Consider the following 17,928-nt stretch of genomic DNA (forward strand, 5'->3'; position numbering starts at 1 on the left):
GAGGTATAATGGTGATTTTGTTTTTTGATTCAATTCAATTTTACCATAAATCAGTGAGGAGTTATTTTATTTTGCAGCAAGAAATATACCGCATTTATGCGGATTACAGCGTTTCGCAAACGCCTAATATTAATTATATAGAAAGGAGTTCAAAATTGAATATTGAAGTAAAAACAGTAAAAAACAATAAGCAAAAAAGTAAATATAAAAAAAATAGAATATTTAATATGAGTAGAGAAATCATTAATTATATAACTTTTCCAATTTTAATTATAATTGTTTGGGAATTTATTACAAGACGTAAAATAGTTCCTGCAATTTTGTTACCATCTATTGAAAGCATAATAAAATCGTTTATTTCTCAAATAAAGACAGGACAATTAGAAGCTGATTTGTATGCTAGTTTAATAAGGGTTCTAAAAGGGTATTTAATAGCAGTTGTTTTGGGAATAAGTATGGGGATATTTATGGGAATTTCAAATAAAACAAATAAATTTTTCACTATAGTATTTAACGGAATCAGACAAATACCTCCATTAGCATGGATACCTTTATTCATACTCTGGTTTGGAATAGGAGAAGTATCAAAAGTTGTTATGATAGCAATGGGAGCATTTTTTGCCATATTACTAAATACAATAGATGGAATCAAGAGCACTCCTCAGGAATATATTGAAGTAGCAAAATTATATAAAATAAGGAAATTTGATTTATTTAAAAAAGTTTATTTTCCATCGGCTGTTCCATATATATTTGTTGGACTAAGACTGGGAGCAGGATCTTCATGGATGTCTGTTGTGGCAGCTGAGATGATAGCTTCTAGCTCAGGTGTAGGATATAGAATAAATGATGCAAGAAGTTTAATGCAGCCGGATGTAGTAATAGTGGGTATGTTGGTGATAGGAATAATTGGCCTTTTAATGGATATTTTTTTGAGAAAAATAGCATATTTAGCTACAAGATGGAAAACAGTTTAGGAGGTTTGCACATGGATATTGAAAATGAATGTTTAAATATAGATGGTTTAAGTAAAAGTTATATAGTCAATAATGAGCAAATAGATATTATTAAAAATATTAATTTGAATATTACAGAAGGTGAATTTATAAGTATAGTTGGATATAGCGGTTGTGGGAAAAGTACTTTATTGAAAATTATAGCTGGACTTGTTAGTTATGATATTGGTTCAGTAAAATTAAATGGACAAGAGATTAGGCAGCCCAGCACTGATGTAGGTATGGTATTTCAAGATCATAGATTATTGCCATGGTTAACTATTAAAGATAATATTGCCTTTGGTTTATATGACATGGACAAATACGAAAAAGAAAAAATTGTAATGGAGCATATTCAATTAGTTGGATTAAAGGGATTTGAAAATGTGTACCCGCATCAACTTTCTGGTGGGATGGCACAAAGAGCTGCCATTGCAAGAGCTTTGGTGCATAAGCCAAAAGTTTTACTTTTAGATGAACCATTCGGAGCATTGGATGCACTTACAAGAATACAAATGCAGAAAGAAATTTTAAAGATCTGGAATAAAGAAAAAACTACTATGATATTAGTTACTCATGACATTGACGAGGCTATATATTTAGGAGATAAAGTTGTAATTATGTCTTCCAGACCTGGAACTGTAAAAAAAAGATTGTCTGTTGGAATTGGAAGACCAAGAGATAGAACCAGCTATGATTTTTCTGTTTTAAGGAAAGACATATATGCAGAATTTTTTAAAGAAGATTATGAATTGCCGGATTATGCTATTTAATTTTAATAGAGAAATAATTGCGTTATACCCAAGTATTTATTCTACTGGAGCAGCTGGGATAGAGGGTAAAATAGAAATAAAAATAGCATATTATTATATAATTACTATAAATGAGGTAAAATTATGAATGAAGAATTATACTTTTTTATAAAAAATCTGTTTGATGAAGATGGATACAATAATATATTAAAAAACTATGGTGTTAAGCAAATTTTTAGCAGCAATCCATTATTTGGGGTAGCATTGGGAAGTGATCCTATATTTAGAAAATTTAAGAAGATAATAGGTCCTGAGCATTTAACACCTGAAGAATTATGGAGCGATAATAGTCTACCTGTTTTAGATAACCTGGGAAATTGTATTCGGGTACTTTCAATTGTATTTCCATATACTTCATTTATTAGGAGTAAATATTCTAATGGTGACGAGTTTCCATCAGAAATTTACTCATTATCAAGACATATTGCTAATTACTTTATATCTGATGTCCTTTCCCAAGTTGTTGATTACATTAAAGATCATGGTTTTTATGCCGCAGCGGCTATTAAGAGCCCATCTTATAAGGAATATGTTAGTAATGCTGATATGCTGTATGCCACTTGGTCTGAACGTCATGTAGCTTTTGCAGCAGGCCTTGGAAAATTTGGGCTTCATGCAGCATTGATAACTGAGGCAGGTTGTAATGTTAGGCTTGGTTCAATTATTACAAAAGCTATCTATAAGCTTGTTGAGAGTGGTAATAGGTTTTATCATATCAGCAATTATAGGTTTATCGATAGGATTGGCTATGGCATTAAGACCAACTGTGGATAATATATTTCAACCTTTTGTGCAAATTTTTTCACCTGTTCCAGGTATAGCTTGGGTGCCTCTTGCAATATTATGGTTTGGATTGGGAAATCAGGCTGCAATATTTATCATAATTGTTGGATCGATTTTCCCTATCATAATCAATACTGTACAAGGCGCTAAAGATGTTGATATTAATCTTGTAAATGCAGCAAAAACCATGGGTGCTACCCATGCTCAAATACTTAAAAGGGTAATGCTGCCGAGTATTATTCCTTATATAGTTACGGGGCTTCGTTTGGGATTTGGATTTGCATGGCGTGTGGTTATAGCTGCTGAGATGGTAGGAGTTCCTAACGGTCTTGGGTATATGCTAAGTGAAGGAAGAGCTACAGGTAAAACAGATGTTACTATTGTGACCATGGTGTGTTTGGGAGTTATAATGATAATTTTCGAAAAAATATTATTTGAACCGTTAGAAAGGCGAACCCGATTTTGGCGTAATAACGTGAGTTAAATGGGACAGCGATAAATGACAAATTATATTTTTGTATTGCAAGGTAATTTCTAAAATTTTAAGAAAGATGTGATTGAATATGAAAAATGATGCATTTTATGTAGAAGTTGATAAAAATCCATGTAAAGAATGTGGGTATTGTATAGAAGTATGTCCTAAAAAGGTTTTTGCTGCTCAAAAATCTTTTAATGATAAAGGATATAGATTTGTACAAGTAGTTGAAATGGAAAAATGTATAGGGTGTCTGAAATGTTTCTACCTATGTCCAGATTTTGCCATCGACATAACGAAGAAAGAAGAAAGGGTGAAACAAAATGAAGAGAACATTTAATACGGGAAATGCAGCTATAACTGAGGCGGCAATTATAGCAGGATGTAAAGTCTTTGCAGGATATCCTATTACACCTGCAACTGAAATAGCTGAAAATATGTCAAGGAGATTACCACAAGTGGGAGGGTATTATCTCCAGGGTGAAGATGAACTTGCGTCCTTACATATTTGTATTGGAGCATCGCTGGGAGGACTTAAGGCCATGACGGCAACCTCTGGACCAGGTTATGTGTTGTTTGCAGATCCATATGGATGGGCAATATCTAGTGAAATTCCTTTAGTTATTGTAAATTCTCAAAGGGTTGGTCCTGTAAGCGGTATTACTGGAGCACCTGGTCAGGGAGAGTTTTATTTGAGCAGATATCCAACTCATGGTGGAAATTTTGAAACCATAGTATTGGCACCTAATAGTGTTCAAGAGGCATTTTTAATAACAGTCCAGGCTTTTTATCTAGCAGAACGTTTTAGAACTCCTGTAACCATATTGGCGGATCAGATGGTTACAGATGGATGGGAAACCTTGGTTATTCCAGAAACAGAAGAAGAAATTAAATCTATGGGTTTAAAGGTTATACCTAGAAAAGTGAATTATGGACCGGAATTTTATCCTTCTACTGATGAAATTGATGTACCGCCAGTAGTTTTGGGATATAATACGGGAGCCGCCTGTTCGGATTGGACACCTACCTCTGAAGGATACGATACAGAAGAAATTGAATGGCAGCATAAACATTCATATAGGCTTATCTATAAAATTAGAAATAATAGAGATATAATTAATAGATATGAAACTTATTATTTAGAGGATGATCCTGATATTATATTAGTAGCTTATGGCAGCCCTTCAAGAGTAGTTAAAAGTGCAGTGCATGAAGCTAGGAAACAGGGGCTAAAGGTTGGAGGAATAAGACTAATATCCATTTGGCCATTTCCAAATGAAATTTTTAACAGGAAATCTATATACTTATCGGTAGAATTAAATTTTGATGGACAACTAGTGAGAGAGATCCAAAGAGTTACACCCAAAGACAGTCAAATTCATTTTATTGGAAAATGTGGTGAATTGCCAAAGGTAGCAGAATTAATTGAAATAACAAAAACACTTTTAAAAGGTGAGACAATTGTTTCAAAACCTTGGGAAAGAGAGGCATGGTAATATGGATTATTTGGCAAGAAAATATCTTCGACTAAAGAAAATACCAAGTACAGCTTGTAGTGGATGTGGTTTAGGTCAAGTTCATAAAAAGGTACTTTTGGCTATTGATGAACTGGGATTAAATATAGAGGATATTGTTTGGGGAACGGGAATAGGATGTGCGGGACGACAAACTTTTAATACCTGGAAGGGTGATAATTTTGCGGGCACCCACGGCAGAGTCTATGCAATAGCTACAGGGTTAAGATTGGCTCTTCCCCCAAAGAAAAAAATTATACTTACAGTAGGTGATGGAGATGCGTTTGGTATAGGACTGCTTCATCTTCTTCATTGTATCAGGCGTAATGTAGACATTACTGTGATAGTTGCAGATAATTTAGGTTATCAATCTACAGGAGGACAATATGGGTGGACTACTCCCAAAGGTTCTGTTACTGACAGCAGTCCATATGGCATGATGGAGCAAAATTGGATACAGGATGGAATTGATATATTAGATGTACTTAAAGATGCAGGAGCTACATTTCTTGCAAGACATACCAGTATGGAAGGGAGAAATGCAGTAGAAAGTATAAAAAAAGCTATTCAAAATAGAGGATTTTCTCTTGTTCAAATATATTATCCTTGTGTTGTAAATTTTATGGGAAAGTCATTAGGTACTCGTAAACCAGTAGATGCTTATAAATGGTTTAAAGAAAAAACTGCCAGTGACATACAAAAAAAATCATTGCCTGATGATGAGATTATTTTTCATACAGGAATTTATCATGATAATAGCAATGGTCGTACGGAGTTTTCTAATCATTTAAAAAAATGGGTGGAGAATATAGAAAAGAGGTATGAAAATGAGTGAGAGGAAAGAAATACTTATAAGTGGTTTTGGCGGGCAAGGTGTAGTTAGATTGGGGCAGATTTTAAGTTTGGCTTCTGTTTATCAGGGAACATATGCAACTATGTTAATTAGTCATGGTACAGAAACAAGGGGGGGATATGTACGCAGCCAGGTGGTTATTTCAGATGCCCCAGTGGACAGTCCTATAGTTGAGAATCCAGATTATTTTTGTGCATTATCAAAAGCAGCATATAATAGATTTAATAATTTGGTTAAAAATGGAACAATAATATATGATCCGGGATATGTTGAACGTGACAATAACCTAACAGCTAAGCACATATCAGTAAATGCTAGAGAAATAGCTGCTAATGAATTGGGAAAAGAGATTTTTGCTAATATTATTGTTTTGGGAGTATTGGGTAATTTAATGTCAGACATATTGGATAAAAAAAATATTTTTAAAGCAATGTTAGAACGTATATCACGATTTCAAGAAGAAAATAAGAAAGCACTTGAAATAGGTTATGACTTAGCTTGAAAAATGTTGTTGACAAGTCATTTTAAAAGTTATATCATGTAGTAAATTAAAAAAGAATAATTTCTTATCGAGAGAGACGGAGGGACTGGCCCTATGATGTCCGGCAACCTGAGTATTATTGTGTACTCAATGGTGCCAATTCCAGCAGGAATACCCTGAGAGATGAGAAACAAAAGGATATAACTTCCTGTGGTTTCTCCATAGGAAGTTTTTTATTTATGTACTTATTTCTAAATTGCAAATAGGTATTGATTGGAGAATTAAATAAAAGACTATTTAAAATAGGTTATAGATTTCATTAAAGTTTATATTTACAAATTAATATAGATGTGTTAAAATTTACATTAATTAAATATGGGATTCTTATCAAGAGTGATGGAGGGACTGGCCCTATGATATCCGGCAACCTGAATAAATTTATATTCAACGGTGCTAATTCCAGCAGGTATATCCTGAAAGATGAGAGACAAGAGGACATGACTTCCTGTGGTTTCTCCACAGGAAATTTTTTATTTGAGTTTACTTTTTGCCAAAACAGGAAGAAGTTCATAACAACAAGATTATTTTGACTTAAAAGAAAAAATGAGGAGGAAATTTGTGTGAAAAAACTGTGTATTAAATCAAAATATCTGGATTTTTTATGAGTATTTTGATGAAATAAAACTTTTAAATTAAATTTAGGGGGAATCTTTGTGAAAAAATTTAAATTTAGTATTTTAGTTTCATTAATTGGTATTTTTATACTTTCATCTTTTACGGGGTGTGGAAGCAAAAATACTGCGAATACCGAAGGAGCATCAGAAAATAAAAAATCAGTTGAACTTTTGAATGTTTCCTATGATCCTACAAGAGAACTGTACGAGGATTACAACAAAGCATTTGCAAAATATTGGAAAGAGAAAAACGGACAAGTTGTGACAATAAAACAATCTCATGGTGGATCAGGTGCACAGGGAAGATCAATTATACAAGGACAGGAAGCAGATGTGGCTACTTTGGCATTGGCTTATGACATAGATGCAATTCAAAAGGCGGGCCTGATTAATGAAGGATGGGAGAAGAAATTCAAAGATAATAGTTCTCCTTATACTTCTACTATCGTATTTCTTGTTAGAAAAGGTAATCCTAAAAATATAAAGGACTGGGACGATCTAACAAAGGAAGGTGTTTCCATAGTAACGCCAAACCCAAAAACATCCGGTGGTGCCAGGTGGAACTATCTCGCAGCATGGGGATATGCCCTGAAGAAAAACAACAATGATCAAGCTAAGGCAAAAGAATTTGTGAAAAAGTTATATGGAAATGTGTCAGTACTGGATTCAGGTGCAAGGGGTGCTACAACTTCTTTCGTTGAAAGAGGAGTTGGAGATGTTCTTATAGCCTGGGAAAATGAAGCGCTTTTATCTCTGAAGGAATTGGGAAAGGATAAATTTGAGATAGTCGTGCCTTCTTTGAGCATACTTGCAGAACCGCCGGTAGCTGTTGTAGATAAAGTAGTCGATAAAAAAGGCACTAGAAAAGTGGCTGAAGCATATTTGAATTACCTGTATTCAAAAGAAGGTCAGGAAATAGCAGCAAAGAATTACTATCGTCCTAGAGACGAGGAGATCGCCAAGAAATATGAAAATCAATTTCCAAAAGTTAATTTATTTACAATAGATGATGTATTTGGCGGATGGACCAAGGCTCAGGAAACCCACTTTGCTGATGGAGGAACATTTGATCAGATATATCAGCCTAAAAAGTAATTTCATATATTATGAAATAACTTCTGAGATTTTTTAAATCTTAGAAGTTATTGTGCATAACAGTTAAGAAATACAGGAAGGAGGCGTAAGATGGCTAGAAAGACAAGAGTTATCCCAGGTTTTAATATCTCCATGGGATTGACTGTTTTATATCTGAGTTTAATAGTTTTAATTCCGCTCAGTACAATATTGATTCAAACATCTAAAATGGGATTCGGTGGTTTCATCAAAACTGTAACAAATCCAAGAGTAATAGCATCATATGAAGTGAGTTTTGGATGTGCATTTATAGCAGCCGTCATAAATGTAGTTTTTGGTTTGATTATTTCCTGGGCACTTGTACGGTATGATTTCCATTTTAAAAGATTTCTGGATGGATGTATAGATTTGCCTTTTGCTCTTCCCACAGCTGTTGCAGGTATTTCACTTACAACACTTTATTCAAAAAATGGATGGATTGGTTCCATATTAGCTAAATTTGGGGTACAGGGATCGTTTTCCACATTTGGAATCACTGTAGCATTGGTATTTATAGGCATACCTTTTGTTGTACGTACAGTACAGCCGGTTTTGGAAGATCTGGATGTCAGAGTGGAGGAAGCAGCTTCTATTCTGGGGGCATCTAGAATACAGATTTTTTTCAAGGTAATATTTCCGCAGCTCACTGCTCCTCTCCTAACTGGATTTTCACTTGCTTTTGCAAGGGGGATAGGCGAGTACGGATCTGTGGTATTCATAGCTGGAAATAAACCTATGAAAACTGAAATAGCTCCCCTTTTGATAATGACCAAGCTTGAGCAGTTTGATTATTCAGGAGCTACAGCCATAGCTTTGGTTATGCTCATATTTTCATTTTTTATGTTGTTTATTATAAATTTGATTCAATGGAGAGCCAACAAGTATGCATAGGAGTGAGAAAATTGGAAAAGAGATACTATACTAAATCTGGCGTAGTTAAGTATTTACTCATAGCAGTAACAATAATATTTTTATTTATAATGCTGGGAATGCCGTTGATACTTATATTTATAGAAGCCTTTAAAAAGGGTAAAGATGCATATATGATGGCTATTACCGAAGAAAATACCATTTCAGCTGTAAAACTCACTCTGATAGCCTCCGGTATAGCAGTTGTTTTAAACACTGTATTTGGTATAATAATGGCTTTTGTTGCAGCAAAATTTAAATTTCGGGGCAGAAATTTTTTAATTACCCTTATAGATCTTCCATTTGCCATTTCACCGGTTATAGCCGGATTGATATATGTACTGACTTTTGGAAGAGGTGGTTTATTCTATAATTTTCTTTATCAGCATGATATTAAAATAATTTTTGCACTGCCTGGTATAGTGCTGGCCACAATATTTGTAACCTTTCCTTTTGTATCCAGGGAAATAATACCACTGATGATTGCCCAGGGAACTGATGAAGAAGAAGCTGCGGCCTCTATGGGAGCAAATTTGTGGACAATATTTAGGAAAATAACACTGCCGAATATAAAATGGGGACTTTTGTACGGAATAGTACTGTGCAGTGCCCGTGCTATAGGTGAATTTGGAGCTGTTTCTGTGGTTTCCGGACATATAAGAGGAGAAACCAACACACTGCCGCTGCATGTGGAAATATTATATAATGAATATCAGTTTTCTGCATCGTTTGCAGTATCATCAATTCTAGTGTTTATAGCTATTGTGATTTTAATTTTGAGGAATGTTATCGAGTGGAAAGCTAAAAAAGAGGTGAAATAGATATATGTATGTTGAAGTGAAAAACCTTAATAAAAAATTTGGAAGCTACAGAGCATCCAAAAATATATCTTTTGAGATAGAACGGGGAAAATTAATAGGATTGCTTGGGCCAAGCGGAAGCGGGAAAACTACAATACTTCGTATAATTGCAGGGCTTGAGACTGCTGACAGCGGAGAAATTTACATTGATGGAAAATTGGTCAATAATATATCTCCGGGTAAAAGGGGAATAGGGTTTGTTTTTCAAAATTATGCTCTTTTTAGAAATATGACGGTATATGAAAATATAGCATTTGGACTTTCCATCAAGAAAGCAGATAAAGGATATATAAAACAGAGAGTTACAGAATTAATAGAACTTATTGGACTTAAAGGTCTGGAAAAAAGATATCCAAGTCAATTGTCAGGAGGCCAGAAGCAGAGAGTTGCTTTTGCAAGGGCCATTGCTCCTAAGCCGCAGCTGCTGCTTCTGGATGAACCTTTTGCCGCTATTGATGCAAAAGTAAGAAAAGAGCTTAGAACCTGGCTTAAACAGATGATACACAAATTGGGAATAACGAGTATATTTGTGACCCATGATCAAGAAGAAGCAGTGGAAGTGGCAGATGAAATTATAATAACCAATTTGGGAAGCATCGAGCAGATTGGCAGTGCAGTTGAAATATATAAAAACCCTAAAACTGCTTTTGTAGCAAAATTTGTCGGTGAATCAAATATTATTGGGAATTTCAGTGAATTTAAAGCTTTTAAGCAGCTCCCAGATGGATCAGAAGCTATTGTTAGACCTGAATTTGTTGAAATTGGGAGAAAAGGGGAAATGCAATGTGAACTTGTCTGTGACAAAGGGGTTGTTGTGGATATTTCTTTTGCAGGATCCAACTGGATAGTAACTGTTAAGGTGGGAGATGCCGAAGTTTCAGGAATTCGTTCGCTGGAAAAAGACAATCTTCATATAGGCGAGGAAGTGGTTGTCCTTGTGCACAGATTATATTTGTTTAAGGATAATAAAGTAGAAATTATTGAAAATAATGTGAAATCCGATGTTGTGTCCGCGTATATATAAAATACTTTTGTACAAGTTCAGGCGTATACAATTAAATGCAGAATAGCAACAGTCAGGGTGAAATTTTTTGATTGGGTTGTAAAATGTGCTACTATTGCAGTCTTATTACTAAAATGGCGAAAAGTTTGAGAATAATGGAGGGAATTTTTATTGAGTGTGAAATCAACTAATATATCATGGCATAGAACATTGGTGGATAGAGAGATGAGAGAAAAACTGCTTAAACAAAATGGAATTCTTCTCTGGTTTACCGGACTCTCCGGCTCCGGAAAGTCCACCATAGCTTCCGAACTTGAAAGGAGATTGTACGATATGGGGAAACTCACCTATCTTCTGGATGGAGATAATGTAAGGTACGGCTTGAATTCCAATCTTGGATTTACGAAAGAAGACAGGACTGAAAATATAAGAAGGATAGCAGAAGTATGTAAGCTTTTTGTGGATTCCGGGGTTATTACCATTGCAACTTTCATATCTCCATTTAAGGCTGACAGGAACAAGGTCAGGAAATTGCTTGGAAAAGATTTTGTAGAGGTATATGTGGACTGCCCTCTTGAAGTCTGTGAGAGCAGGGATCCCAAGGGAATATACAAAAAGGCCAGAAGTGGTGAAATAAAGAATTTTACAGGTGTGGATTCCCCTTATGAGATACCTGATGATCCGGAGATTGTCGTATCCACCAATTTGAATACTGCCGGGCAGTGTGTAGATAAGATAGTGGACTTTTTGTCCAGTAGGATACAGGAGTGATTAAATGGAATTTATGGTTAAAAAACTGGATACTGATGTATTGATAATAGGCGGAGGTACCGCAGGCTGTTTTGCAGCATTTAGAATAGCTAAAAGATCTCCGGAAACAAAAGTGCTTATTGCGGAAAAGGCCAATATAAAGAGGAGCGGATGTCTGGCAGCAGGTATTAACGCCCTGAATGCCTATATAAACGAAGGTGATACTCCTGAGTCTTTTGTAGATTATGTAAAAAAAGAATTTAATGGAGTCATAAGAGAAGATCTGGTATATACAATAGCAAAGAAGCTCAACAGTGTGACCAATGAGGTAGAAAATATGGGGCTTGCCATCCTGAAGGATTCAAGGGGAAAGTATGTAAAAAGGGGCAGGAGAAGTATAAAGATAAATGGGGAGAATATTAAACCCATACTTTCAAAGGCGGTGGAAGGTCAAGGCGGCATACATGTGCTGAATGGGGTAAATATTATAGACTATATAAAGAAAAATGAGAAAATCATAGGAGCCTATGGATTTTCCATTCACCGCAGAGAATTTTATGTGATTCATGCGAAAGCGGTAATATGCACCACAGGAGGGGCGGCAGGCATATATAAACCAAATAATCCGGGCTTTTCAAAACATAAGATGTGGTATTCACCCTTCAATACCGGAGCGGGATATGCAATGGGAATAAGGGCAGGTGCTGAAATGACAACTTTCGAAATGAGGTTTGTCGCTTTGAGATGCAAGGATACCATAGCACCTACTGGAACCATAGCTCAGGGTATTGGCGCCTGTCAGGTAAACGGCAGAGATGAAAAATATGTTGAAAATTATGGAAAGCCCACCACTATAAACAGGCTTTATGCCACTGTAGTGGAAAACAAAAAAGGCAGAGGACCATGTTTTCTGAAAATCAATCATATTACGCAAACCCAGGAAAGTGATCTGATAAAAGCCTATTTGAATATGGCACCATCCCAGGCCCTCAAATGGATGGACAGAAATGGAAGCCTACAGGTGGAGAATGTGGAAATCCAGGGGACTGAACCATATTTGGTGGGAGGTCATGGTGCCAGCGGGTACTGGGTGGATACGAAAAGAGCTGCAACCTTGAAGGGACTTTATTGTGCAGGTGATGTAAGTGGAGGGAGTCCTAAAAAATATGCGACGGGATGTTTTGCAGAAGGTGAGATTGCAGCGGATTCAGCACTGGATTATATTAAAAACACAAGTATTGAGTATATGGATAAAGAAAGCATAGAAAACAAGCTGGGTGAGGTAAATAGATTTTTTGAAAACAAACAGAGCTTTTACAGTGCTGCCCAGCTGGAAGAAGCCATGCAGAAAACCATGGATGAATATGCAGGAGGCATATCCCAGGATTATATCTATAATGAAGAAAGATTATGCAGGGCTGAAAACAGAATAGATGAGCTTCTCTGTATGAGCCGCGGATTAAAAGCAGAAGACTGCCATGAATTACTGTTCATATATGAGCTGATTGACAGATTGTATATATGCAAGGTTGTTATAGCCCATTTGAAGGCAAGGCGTGAAACCAGGTGGAGATGTTATCAGCAGAATGGCGATTTTCCTCTCAGAGATGATGAAAATTGGATTAAATATGTCAATTCCGTGTACAGCAGAGGAAAAGTGCATATTGTATTTAGAGATATAGTGGGAAGGGATAAGATATATGAGCATAAAAATTGACAGGGACAGTTGTATTGGATGTCTTAAATGTAAAAGTGTCTGTCCTGGAAGTCTTATATACCAGGATGATCAGGGCAAGGCATATATAAAATATGAAAATGACTGCTGGGGATGCACTGCCTGTGTTAAAGAATGCCCAAATGGTTCAATCAAGTACTATTTAGGGGCAGATATAGGGGGCAATGGTTCCTATTTGTATGTCAGTAAAAATAGGGATAAGTTAAAATGGCATTTAGTAAATGGAGATAATGTTGAAACTACAATAATAACCAATAGAAAAGAATCAAATAGATATTAGAAAGAGGGAAATAATAATGGATCATCTGGATAGATTAGAGGCTGAAAGTATTTATATTTTTAGGGAGGCGTACAAAAAATTAGGGAAGCTTGGAATGCTGTGGTCAATAGGTAAAGATTCTACGGTAATGCTGTGGCTGGCCCAAAAAGCATTTTTCGGCAATTGTCCGTTCCCGCTTATTCATGTGGACACTACCTTCAAGATGCCGGAGATGATAAGATTTAGAGATAAAATAGCAAAAAAATATAATTTGAATTTAATAGTTCATACAAATACAAAAGCGCTGGAGGAAGGAATGGGACCTGAAAAAGGAAGGCTTGTTTGCTGCAAGGCATTGAAGACAGACGGACTTCAGCAGGTAGTGGACAAATATAAGTTTGACGGGCTCATTGTGGGAATAAGAAGAGATGAAGAAGGTTCACGTTCTAAAGAAAGGGTGTTTAGTGAGAGAAATGCAGAGTCAAAGTGGGATTATACAGATCAGCCTCCTGAACTGTGGGATCAGTTCAAAACTGATTTTAAAAAGGGAAATCATATAAGGGTGCACCCAATTATAAATTGGACTGAACTGGATATCTGGGAATATGTGAGAAGAGAAAATATCCCTGTAGTAAGCTTGTATTTTGCTAAAAATGGCAAAAGATACAGAAGCCTTGGCTGTGGTCCATGTACCAATCCTATAGAGTCAAATGCCGCTACGTTGGATGAGATAATAGAAGAACTTAAGAATACCAATGAAACTGAGAGGTCTGGAAGAGCACAGGACAAGGAAGATGCACATGCACTTGAAAAGCTTAGAAAGGATGGATATATGTAGACAATTGACAATGTACAATTGACAGTTTGCAGTGTACAGTTGACAATAAAAATTTACAGTGCGTTTTTTATTAGATGGAAACATTACGTGAATCGAATAATAGGGGGTACTTAGATGGCTAAGGATAAGGAAAATTTAAATATAGTAGTTGTTGGACATGTAGATCATGGTAAATCCACTTTGATAGGAAGATTGCTTTATGATACCGGCTCGCTTCCTGAAGGTGAAATTGAAAAAGTGAAGAGAATATCCGAGGAAAACGGAAAAAAATTTGAATATGCATACCTGCTTGATGCCTTTGAAGAAGAACAAAAACAGGGTATAACCATAGATATAACCATGCTCCAGTTTTTTACGGAGAAGAGGGATTATGTGATTATAGATGCTCCGGGGCATAAGGAGTTCCTGAAAAACATGATATCAGGGGCAGCCAGCGCAGAAGCGGCTATTTTAGTTGTAGATGCCAAGGAAGGAGTTCAGGAACAGTCGAAAAGACATGGGTATATACTGTCGCTTCTTGGAATAAAAAAAGTATTTGTGGCCATAAACAAGATGGATCTGGTGGACTACTCGGAAGACAGGTTTAATGAGGTTCAAAGTGAATTCAATAAATTTTTAAATAACATAAATATATATCCGGAAGGGTATATACCAATTTCGGCTGCCAATGGGGATAATGTAGCAAATAAATCGGAAAAGATGCCCTGGTATAATGGACAAAATATTCTGGAAAGTATGGACAGTATAGAAAAGGACAGAGGAATTGAGGAAAAAGAGCTCAGATTTCCAATTCAGGATGTATACAAGTTTGACAGCAGGAGAATCATAGCAGGCAGAATTGAATCCGGAACTCTTAGGAAAGGCGATGAAATTGTAATTTATCCTTCGGGAAAAACTACAAAAGTAAAATCTATTGAAGCATGGCAGGATCGTGACAGGACTGATGTGGTAACGGCCGGGATGTCTGTAGGCATTACTGTGGAAAATGAATTTTACAATAAAAGAGGGGAGTTTATATGTCATAAAGATGCTCCCATTACTGTTGGCAATGTGTTCAATGCAAATGTGTTCTGGCTTGGAGACAATAATCTGGTAAAGGATAAAACCTATAAGCTTAAAATTGAAACTCAGGAAGCGGAATTTAAAATAATATCAATAAACAAGATAACCGATGCAGTTACGCTGGACAGCGATGAACGTAATTTTATAAAGAAAAATGATGTGGCTGAAGTTACAATAAAGACCGAGAAGCCTATTTGTTTCGATAAGTTCAGTGAACTTCAATCCACTGGAAGATTTGTAATAGTGGATGGCTATGATATAAGCGGTGGTGGAATTATTTCAGCTGTGGAAGATTCCCTTAAGCGGGAGATAAAAGGGGTGAAAAGCAAGAATATATCCATAAGAAAGAGACTGGTATCGAGAAGGGACAGAGAGAAAAATTTGGGTCAGAGCGGTAAGGTTATATGGCTTACCGGGCTTCCGGGATGCGGTAAAAATGAAATAGCAGTTAAACTTGAAAAAAGGCTTATGGATTTGGGAAAAAAGGTGTATTATCTTGATTCCTCCCATTTAAGGTTTGGTCTCAGCTCCGATCTTACATTTAAGCCTGAAGATGCCCATGAACAGACCAGGAGAATTGCGGAAGTGGCAAATTTATTTGCAGACAGCGGAATGATAACCATAGTGACATCTGTAAGCAGATTTAAAGAAGACAGAGAATATGCCAAAAGCATAATTGGAGAAAAAAGTTATGTGGAGATATTTATAGATGCAGATGGTGAAGTATGCAGGAAAAGAAATCCTTCAATTTTTAGCGAGGACAGTGATTCCATATTTGAATATGAAAGATCTGATTATCCTGTTATAACACTTTATATAGGCAAGTCCGAATTTAATTCCGATTCAAAGGTTGAAGATATAGTAGACGTGCTTGGATATATATAGTATGAATAAAAGGCCTATCAGTGGGTAACTGCTGGTGGCCTTTTCTTGTTTTTTGTCTAAAAATATTCTCCTTACTTTTAGTGCTTGGGATTTATTTATATTCTGTAAAAATAACATCAAATCCATAGCTGCTGTTTATAAGCTTACTATTTATCTATTTCCATTCTGGAAAATCGTGCATAAACTCCAGCTAAAAACACAATTCCATACGCTATACATATTGATATGGATTTTGATAAATTAATTCCATCTAATTTTGTAGAAAAAGCTTTTAAATAGTATGTTAATATATATTGTGATGCACCTGGAAATAAACTAGATATAAAACTGCTAAGCACAAGTACTGAAACTATGACTCCTATGATTATACCACTATTCTTAATAAACATTGATAAAAATAATACTATGGTTATTAATGCAATGAAAGGCAATAAAGTTAATGAATATACTTGTACTGTTTTTACAAAAACTTTATTATTTGAAACAGCATCTCCCCAAAATAGAAAGCTAGTTAGGTATGATAAAGCAAATACACATATCAACATAATAATAGTAGTAATTATACTTATTAGTAATTTGGCAGTAATTAATTCAATTCTTGTAAATCCGTTTAATAAAGGAATTTTAAGTGTTCCATTATAATACTCATCGGAAAATAATAGCGTAATAATCAAAGTCACAAACATTGGAAGTAATAAATCTGAAATTGTACTGAGAATCTGAATTGGGAAATATGCTCCCTTGAGTTTGTCCAACATAGTTGCACTCATTTGCAAAGATGGTTCAATACTATTTATAAGATATGCAATTGCGACTATAAATAATAAAAGTATTATTAAAAACATATATATTCTTTTATTATGAAAAATTTTATACAATTCATTTTTTAATATTAAAAACATGTTAATCCTCCTTTGTCATTAAAAAAAATAAAGTTTCTAGTGAAGGCTTGATTTTTTCCACATCAGTCACTTGTATTGAATTTTTTAACAGTAGTTTTTTTAAGCTATCAATGTTAATAATGTCATTAGAGTTTATCTTCATAGTTATTGAGTCTATATTATTGGATATACATATTACTCCATCTAACTCCTTTATGAGTTCTGCCGCTTCACTGTTATTGCTGGTGTATATATTAAATAGATTGATATTTTTATTTAATACTGATTGCATATCTCCATTAAATATAGTTTTTCCATTATCGATAAGAACTACTTTATTACATATTTTTTCAATATCGTGTAACAAATGTGATGAAATAATAAATGTAGTTTTATTTTCTCTATTAAGTTTTTTTATTAAATTATAAATATCGTTCATACCCCTGGGATCAAGTCCATTAGTCGGTTCATCTAATAGTATTATCTTAGGATTACTCAACATGGCTCTGGCTAGCCCTAAGCGCTGCTTCATTCCTGTGGAGTATGTCTTAACCTTTTTCTTATATGATTCTATGAGACCAACAGATTTTAATAAATCAAATATTGTATCATTACTTATAGTTTTGTGCAAATTTGCAACCAATCTTAAATTTTCATAGCCATTTAAGTATTCATAAAATGAAGGTGATTCTGAAGTAAAACTGATATGCTTAATTGCCTTTTTATATGATGTGTCTAAATCATAATCTTCAATTTTTACGGTACCAGAATTCTTATTTATTAATTTTAATGTTATTTTTATAGTTGTTGATTTTCCAGCACCATTAGGTCCAATCAGTCCTAGTATATCACCTTCTTCAACATAAAAACTCAAATTATCAACAGCATGCCTTTTCCCATAAATTTTACTTATATTTTTTAATTCTACAGCTTTTTTATTATTCATAATTTACAACTCCTCCTATGATTTTATAAAAATACCTTTAGAATATTAAAATAGTCAGCAATGTAAAATCAGTATTCAGTACATGATACAAATATATCAC

19 protein-coding genes and 2 riboswitches are annotated in these 17,928 nt (G+C 34.9%); of the genes, 17 read left to right on the forward strand and 2 right to left on the reverse strand.

What is annotated here, in order from left to right; genetic code table 11:
- Positions 1 to 155 precede the first annotated feature (155 nt).
- From CLLU_RS15065 to CLLU_RS15140, 17 genes are all read left to right on the forward strand, one after another.
- Positions 156 to 977: an ABC transporter permease gene (locus tag CLLU_RS15065; protein ID WP_338078793.1), complete on the forward strand. Its 822-nt coding sequence runs from the start codon at positions 156 to 158 to the stop codon at positions 975 to 977.
- Positions 978 to 988: 11 nt separating this feature from the next.
- Positions 989 to 1,768 (forward strand): ABC transporter ATP-binding protein, encoded by a 780-nt coding sequence (locus tag CLLU_RS15070; RefSeq protein WP_106010601.1) that lies wholly within the window; start codon positions 989 to 991, stop codon positions 1,766 to 1,768.
- A 123-nt stretch (positions 1,769 to 1,891) separates the two neighbouring features.
- The gene (locus CLLU_RS19200) at positions 1,892 to 2,581 is read left to right on the forward strand and encodes a hypothetical protein (protein ID WP_242977679.1); all 690 of its coding nucleotides are present in this window, start codon (positions 1,892 to 1,894) and stop codon (positions 2,579 to 2,581) included.
- Positions 2,556 to 3,074, forward strand: a complete 519-nt coding sequence (locus CLLU_RS15075; RefSeq protein ID WP_242977681.1) for an ABC transporter permease — start codon at positions 2,556 to 2,558, stop codon at positions 3,072 to 3,074. Before CLLU_RS19200 ends, CLLU_RS15075 begins: the two co-directional genes overlap by 26 nt.
- A 79-nt stretch (positions 3,075 to 3,153) precedes the next feature.
- Positions 3,154 to 3,405 carry a 4Fe-4S dicluster domain-containing protein gene (locus tag CLLU_RS15080; RefSeq protein WP_106010603.1) on the forward strand — a complete coding sequence of 84 codons (252 nt, stop codon included), beginning with the start codon at positions 3,154 to 3,156 and terminating at the stop codon, positions 3,403 to 3,405.
- The gene (locus tag CLLU_RS15085) at positions 3,389 to 4,561 is read left to right on the forward strand and encodes a 2-oxoglutarate ferredoxin oxidoreductase subunit alpha (protein ID WP_106010604.1); all 1,173 of its coding nucleotides are present in this window, start codon (positions 3,389 to 3,391) and stop codon (positions 4,559 to 4,561) included. Before CLLU_RS15080 ends, CLLU_RS15085 begins: the two co-directional genes overlap by 17 nt.
- Position 4,562: 1 nt before the next feature.
- Positions 4,563 to 5,414 carry a thiamine pyrophosphate-dependent enzyme gene (locus CLLU_RS15090; protein ID WP_106010605.1) on the forward strand — a complete coding sequence of 284 codons (852 nt, stop codon included), beginning with the start codon at positions 4,563 to 4,565 and terminating at the stop codon, positions 5,412 to 5,414.
- A complete protein-coding gene (locus CLLU_RS15095; protein WP_106010606.1) occupies positions 5,407 to 5,934 on the forward strand; it encodes a 2-oxoacid:acceptor oxidoreductase family protein in 528 nt (175 codons plus the stop codon). Before CLLU_RS15090 ends, CLLU_RS15095 begins: the two co-directional genes overlap by 8 nt.
- 61 nt (positions 5,935 to 5,995) lie before the next feature.
- Positions 5,996 to 6,103: riboswitch (SAM riboswitch) on the forward strand.
- 191 nt (positions 6,104 to 6,294) lie between these two features.
- Positions 6,295 to 6,400, forward strand: a riboswitch (SAM riboswitch).
- A gap of 226 nt (positions 6,401 to 6,626) precedes the next feature.
- The gene (locus CLLU_RS15100; RefSeq protein WP_106010607.1) at positions 6,627 to 7,682 is read left to right on the forward strand and encodes a sulfate ABC transporter substrate-binding protein; all 1,056 of its coding nucleotides are present in this window, start codon (positions 6,627 to 6,629) and stop codon (positions 7,680 to 7,682) included.
- A 90-nt stretch (positions 7,683 to 7,772) separates the two neighbouring features.
- The gene (cysT, locus tag CLLU_RS15105; RefSeq protein WP_106010608.1) at positions 7,773 to 8,591 is read left to right on the forward strand and encodes a sulfate ABC transporter permease subunit CysT; all 819 of its coding nucleotides are present in this window, start codon (positions 7,773 to 7,775) and stop codon (positions 8,589 to 8,591) included.
- Between the two features lie 11 nt (positions 8,592 to 8,602).
- Positions 8,603 to 9,430: a sulfate ABC transporter permease subunit CysW gene (cysW, locus tag CLLU_RS15110; RefSeq protein ID WP_106010609.1), complete on the forward strand. Its 828-nt coding sequence runs from the start codon at positions 8,603 to 8,605 to the stop codon at positions 9,428 to 9,430.
- Positions 9,431 to 9,434: 4 nt separating this feature from the next.
- Positions 9,435 to 10,493: a sulfate/molybdate ABC transporter ATP-binding protein gene (locus CLLU_RS15115; RefSeq protein WP_106010610.1), complete on the forward strand. Its 1,059-nt coding sequence runs from the start codon at positions 9,435 to 9,437 to the stop codon at positions 10,491 to 10,493.
- A gap of 204 nt (positions 10,494 to 10,697) precedes the next feature.
- Positions 10,698 to 11,243, forward strand: coding sequence for an adenylyl-sulfate kinase (gene cysC / locus CLLU_RS15120; protein ID WP_242977683.1), 546 nt, complete (start codon positions 10,698 to 10,700; stop codon positions 11,241 to 11,243).
- A 4-nt stretch (positions 11,244 to 11,247) separates the two neighbouring features.
- Positions 11,248 to 12,939, forward strand: a complete 1,692-nt coding sequence (locus CLLU_RS15125) for an adenylyl-sulfate reductase subunit alpha (RefSeq protein ID WP_106010612.1) — start codon at positions 11,248 to 11,250, stop codon at positions 12,937 to 12,939.
- Complete coding sequence (locus tag CLLU_RS15130) at positions 12,923 to 13,237, forward strand: 4Fe-4S dicluster domain-containing protein (RefSeq protein ID WP_106010613.1); 315 nt, start codon at positions 12,923 to 12,925, stop codon at positions 13,235 to 13,237. Before CLLU_RS15125 ends, CLLU_RS15130 begins: the two co-directional genes overlap by 17 nt.
- A 16-nt stretch (positions 13,238 to 13,253) precedes the next feature.
- On the forward strand, positions 13,254 to 14,054 hold the full coding sequence (gene cysD / locus CLLU_RS15135; RefSeq protein ID WP_106010614.1) for a sulfate adenylyltransferase subunit CysD: 801 nt from the start codon (positions 13,254 to 13,256) through the stop codon (positions 14,052 to 14,054).
- A 114-nt stretch (positions 14,055 to 14,168) separates the two neighbouring features.
- Entirely contained in the window at positions 14,169 to 16,001 is a 1,833-nt protein-coding gene (locus tag CLLU_RS15140; protein ID WP_106010615.1) for a GTP-binding protein, read from the forward strand.
- Positions 16,002 to 16,147: 146 nt separating this feature from the next.
- On the opposite strand, the gene CLLU_RS15145 is transcribed toward CLLU_RS15140, so the two are convergent.
- Both CLLU_RS15145 and CLLU_RS15150 read right to left on the reverse strand, forming a co-directional pair.
- Positions 16,148 to 16,903 (reverse strand): ABC transporter permease, encoded by a 756-nt coding sequence (locus CLLU_RS15145; protein ID WP_106010616.1) that lies wholly within the window; start codon positions 16,901 to 16,903, stop codon positions 16,148 to 16,150.
- Position 16,904: 1 nt separating this feature from the next.
- Complete coding sequence (locus CLLU_RS15150) at positions 16,905 to 17,828, reverse strand: ABC transporter ATP-binding protein (protein ID WP_106010617.1); 924 nt, start codon at positions 17,826 to 17,828, stop codon at positions 16,905 to 16,907.
- Between the last annotated feature and the right edge of the window lie 100 nt (positions 17,829 to 17,928).

Source organism: Clostridium luticellarii (genome assembly GCF_002995845.1).
GTDB classification, from domain to species: Bacteria; Bacillota; Clostridia; order Clostridiales; family Clostridiaceae; genus Clostridium_B; species Clostridium_B luticellarii.

What these genes read in the sequence shown, in the direction of transcription:
- CLLU_RS15085 (WP_106010604.1), top strand. Translation starts at nt 3,389, where the DNA reads ATGAAGAGAACATTTAATACGGGAAATGCAGCTATAACTGAGGCGGCA.
- CLLU_RS15145 (WP_106010616.1), bottom strand. Translation starts at nt 16,903, where the DNA reads ATGTTTTTAATATTAAAAAATGAATTGTATAAAATTTTTCATAATAAA.
- CLLU_RS15115 (WP_106010610.1), top strand. Translation starts at nt 9,435, where the DNA reads ATGTATGTTGAAGTGAAAAACCTTAATAAAAAATTTGGAAGCTACAGA.
- CLLU_RS19200 (WP_242977679.1), top strand. Translation starts at nt 1,892, where the DNA reads ATGAATGAAGAATTATACTTTTTTATAAAAAATCTGTTTGATGAAGAT.
- CLLU_RS15070 (WP_106010601.1), top strand. Translation starts at nt 989, where the DNA reads ATGGATATTGAAAATGAATGTTTAAATATAGATGGTTTAAGTAAAAGT.
- CLLU_RS15080 (WP_106010603.1), top strand. Translation starts at nt 3,154, where the DNA reads ATGAAAAATGATGCATTTTATGTAGAAGTTGATAAAAATCCATGTAAA.
- CLLU_RS15125 (WP_106010612.1), top strand. Translation starts at nt 11,248, where the DNA reads ATGGAATTTATGGTTAAAAAACTGGATACTGATGTATTGATAATAGGC.
- cysD (WP_106010614.1), top strand. Translation starts at nt 13,254, where the DNA reads ATGGATCATCTGGATAGATTAGAGGCTGAAAGTATTTATATTTTTAGG.
- CLLU_RS15140 (WP_106010615.1), top strand. Translation starts at nt 14,169, where the DNA reads ATGGCTAAGGATAAGGAAAATTTAAATATAGTAGTTGTTGGACATGTA.
- CLLU_RS15075 (WP_242977681.1), top strand. Translation starts at nt 2,556, where the DNA reads ATGGCATTAAGACCAACTGTGGATAATATATTTCAACCTTTTGTGCAA.
- CLLU_RS15095 (WP_106010606.1), top strand. Translation starts at nt 5,407, where the DNA reads ATGAGTGAGAGGAAAGAAATACTTATAAGTGGTTTTGGCGGGCAAGGT.
- CLLU_RS15130 (WP_106010613.1), top strand. Translation starts at nt 12,923, where the DNA reads ATGAGCATAAAAATTGACAGGGACAGTTGTATTGGATGTCTTAAATGT.
- cysT (WP_106010608.1), top strand. Translation starts at nt 7,773, where the DNA reads ATGGCTAGAAAGACAAGAGTTATCCCAGGTTTTAATATCTCCATGGGA.
- CLLU_RS15090 (WP_106010605.1), top strand. Translation starts at nt 4,563, where the DNA reads ATGGATTATTTGGCAAGAAAATATCTTCGACTAAAGAAAATACCAAGT.
- CLLU_RS15150 (WP_106010617.1), bottom strand. Translation starts at nt 17,828, where the DNA reads ATGAATAATAAAAAAGCTGTAGAATTAAAAAATATAAGTAAAATTTAT.
- cysC (WP_242977683.1), top strand. Translation starts at nt 10,698, where the DNA reads ATGAGAGAAAAACTGCTTAAACAAAATGGAATTCTTCTCTGGTTTACC.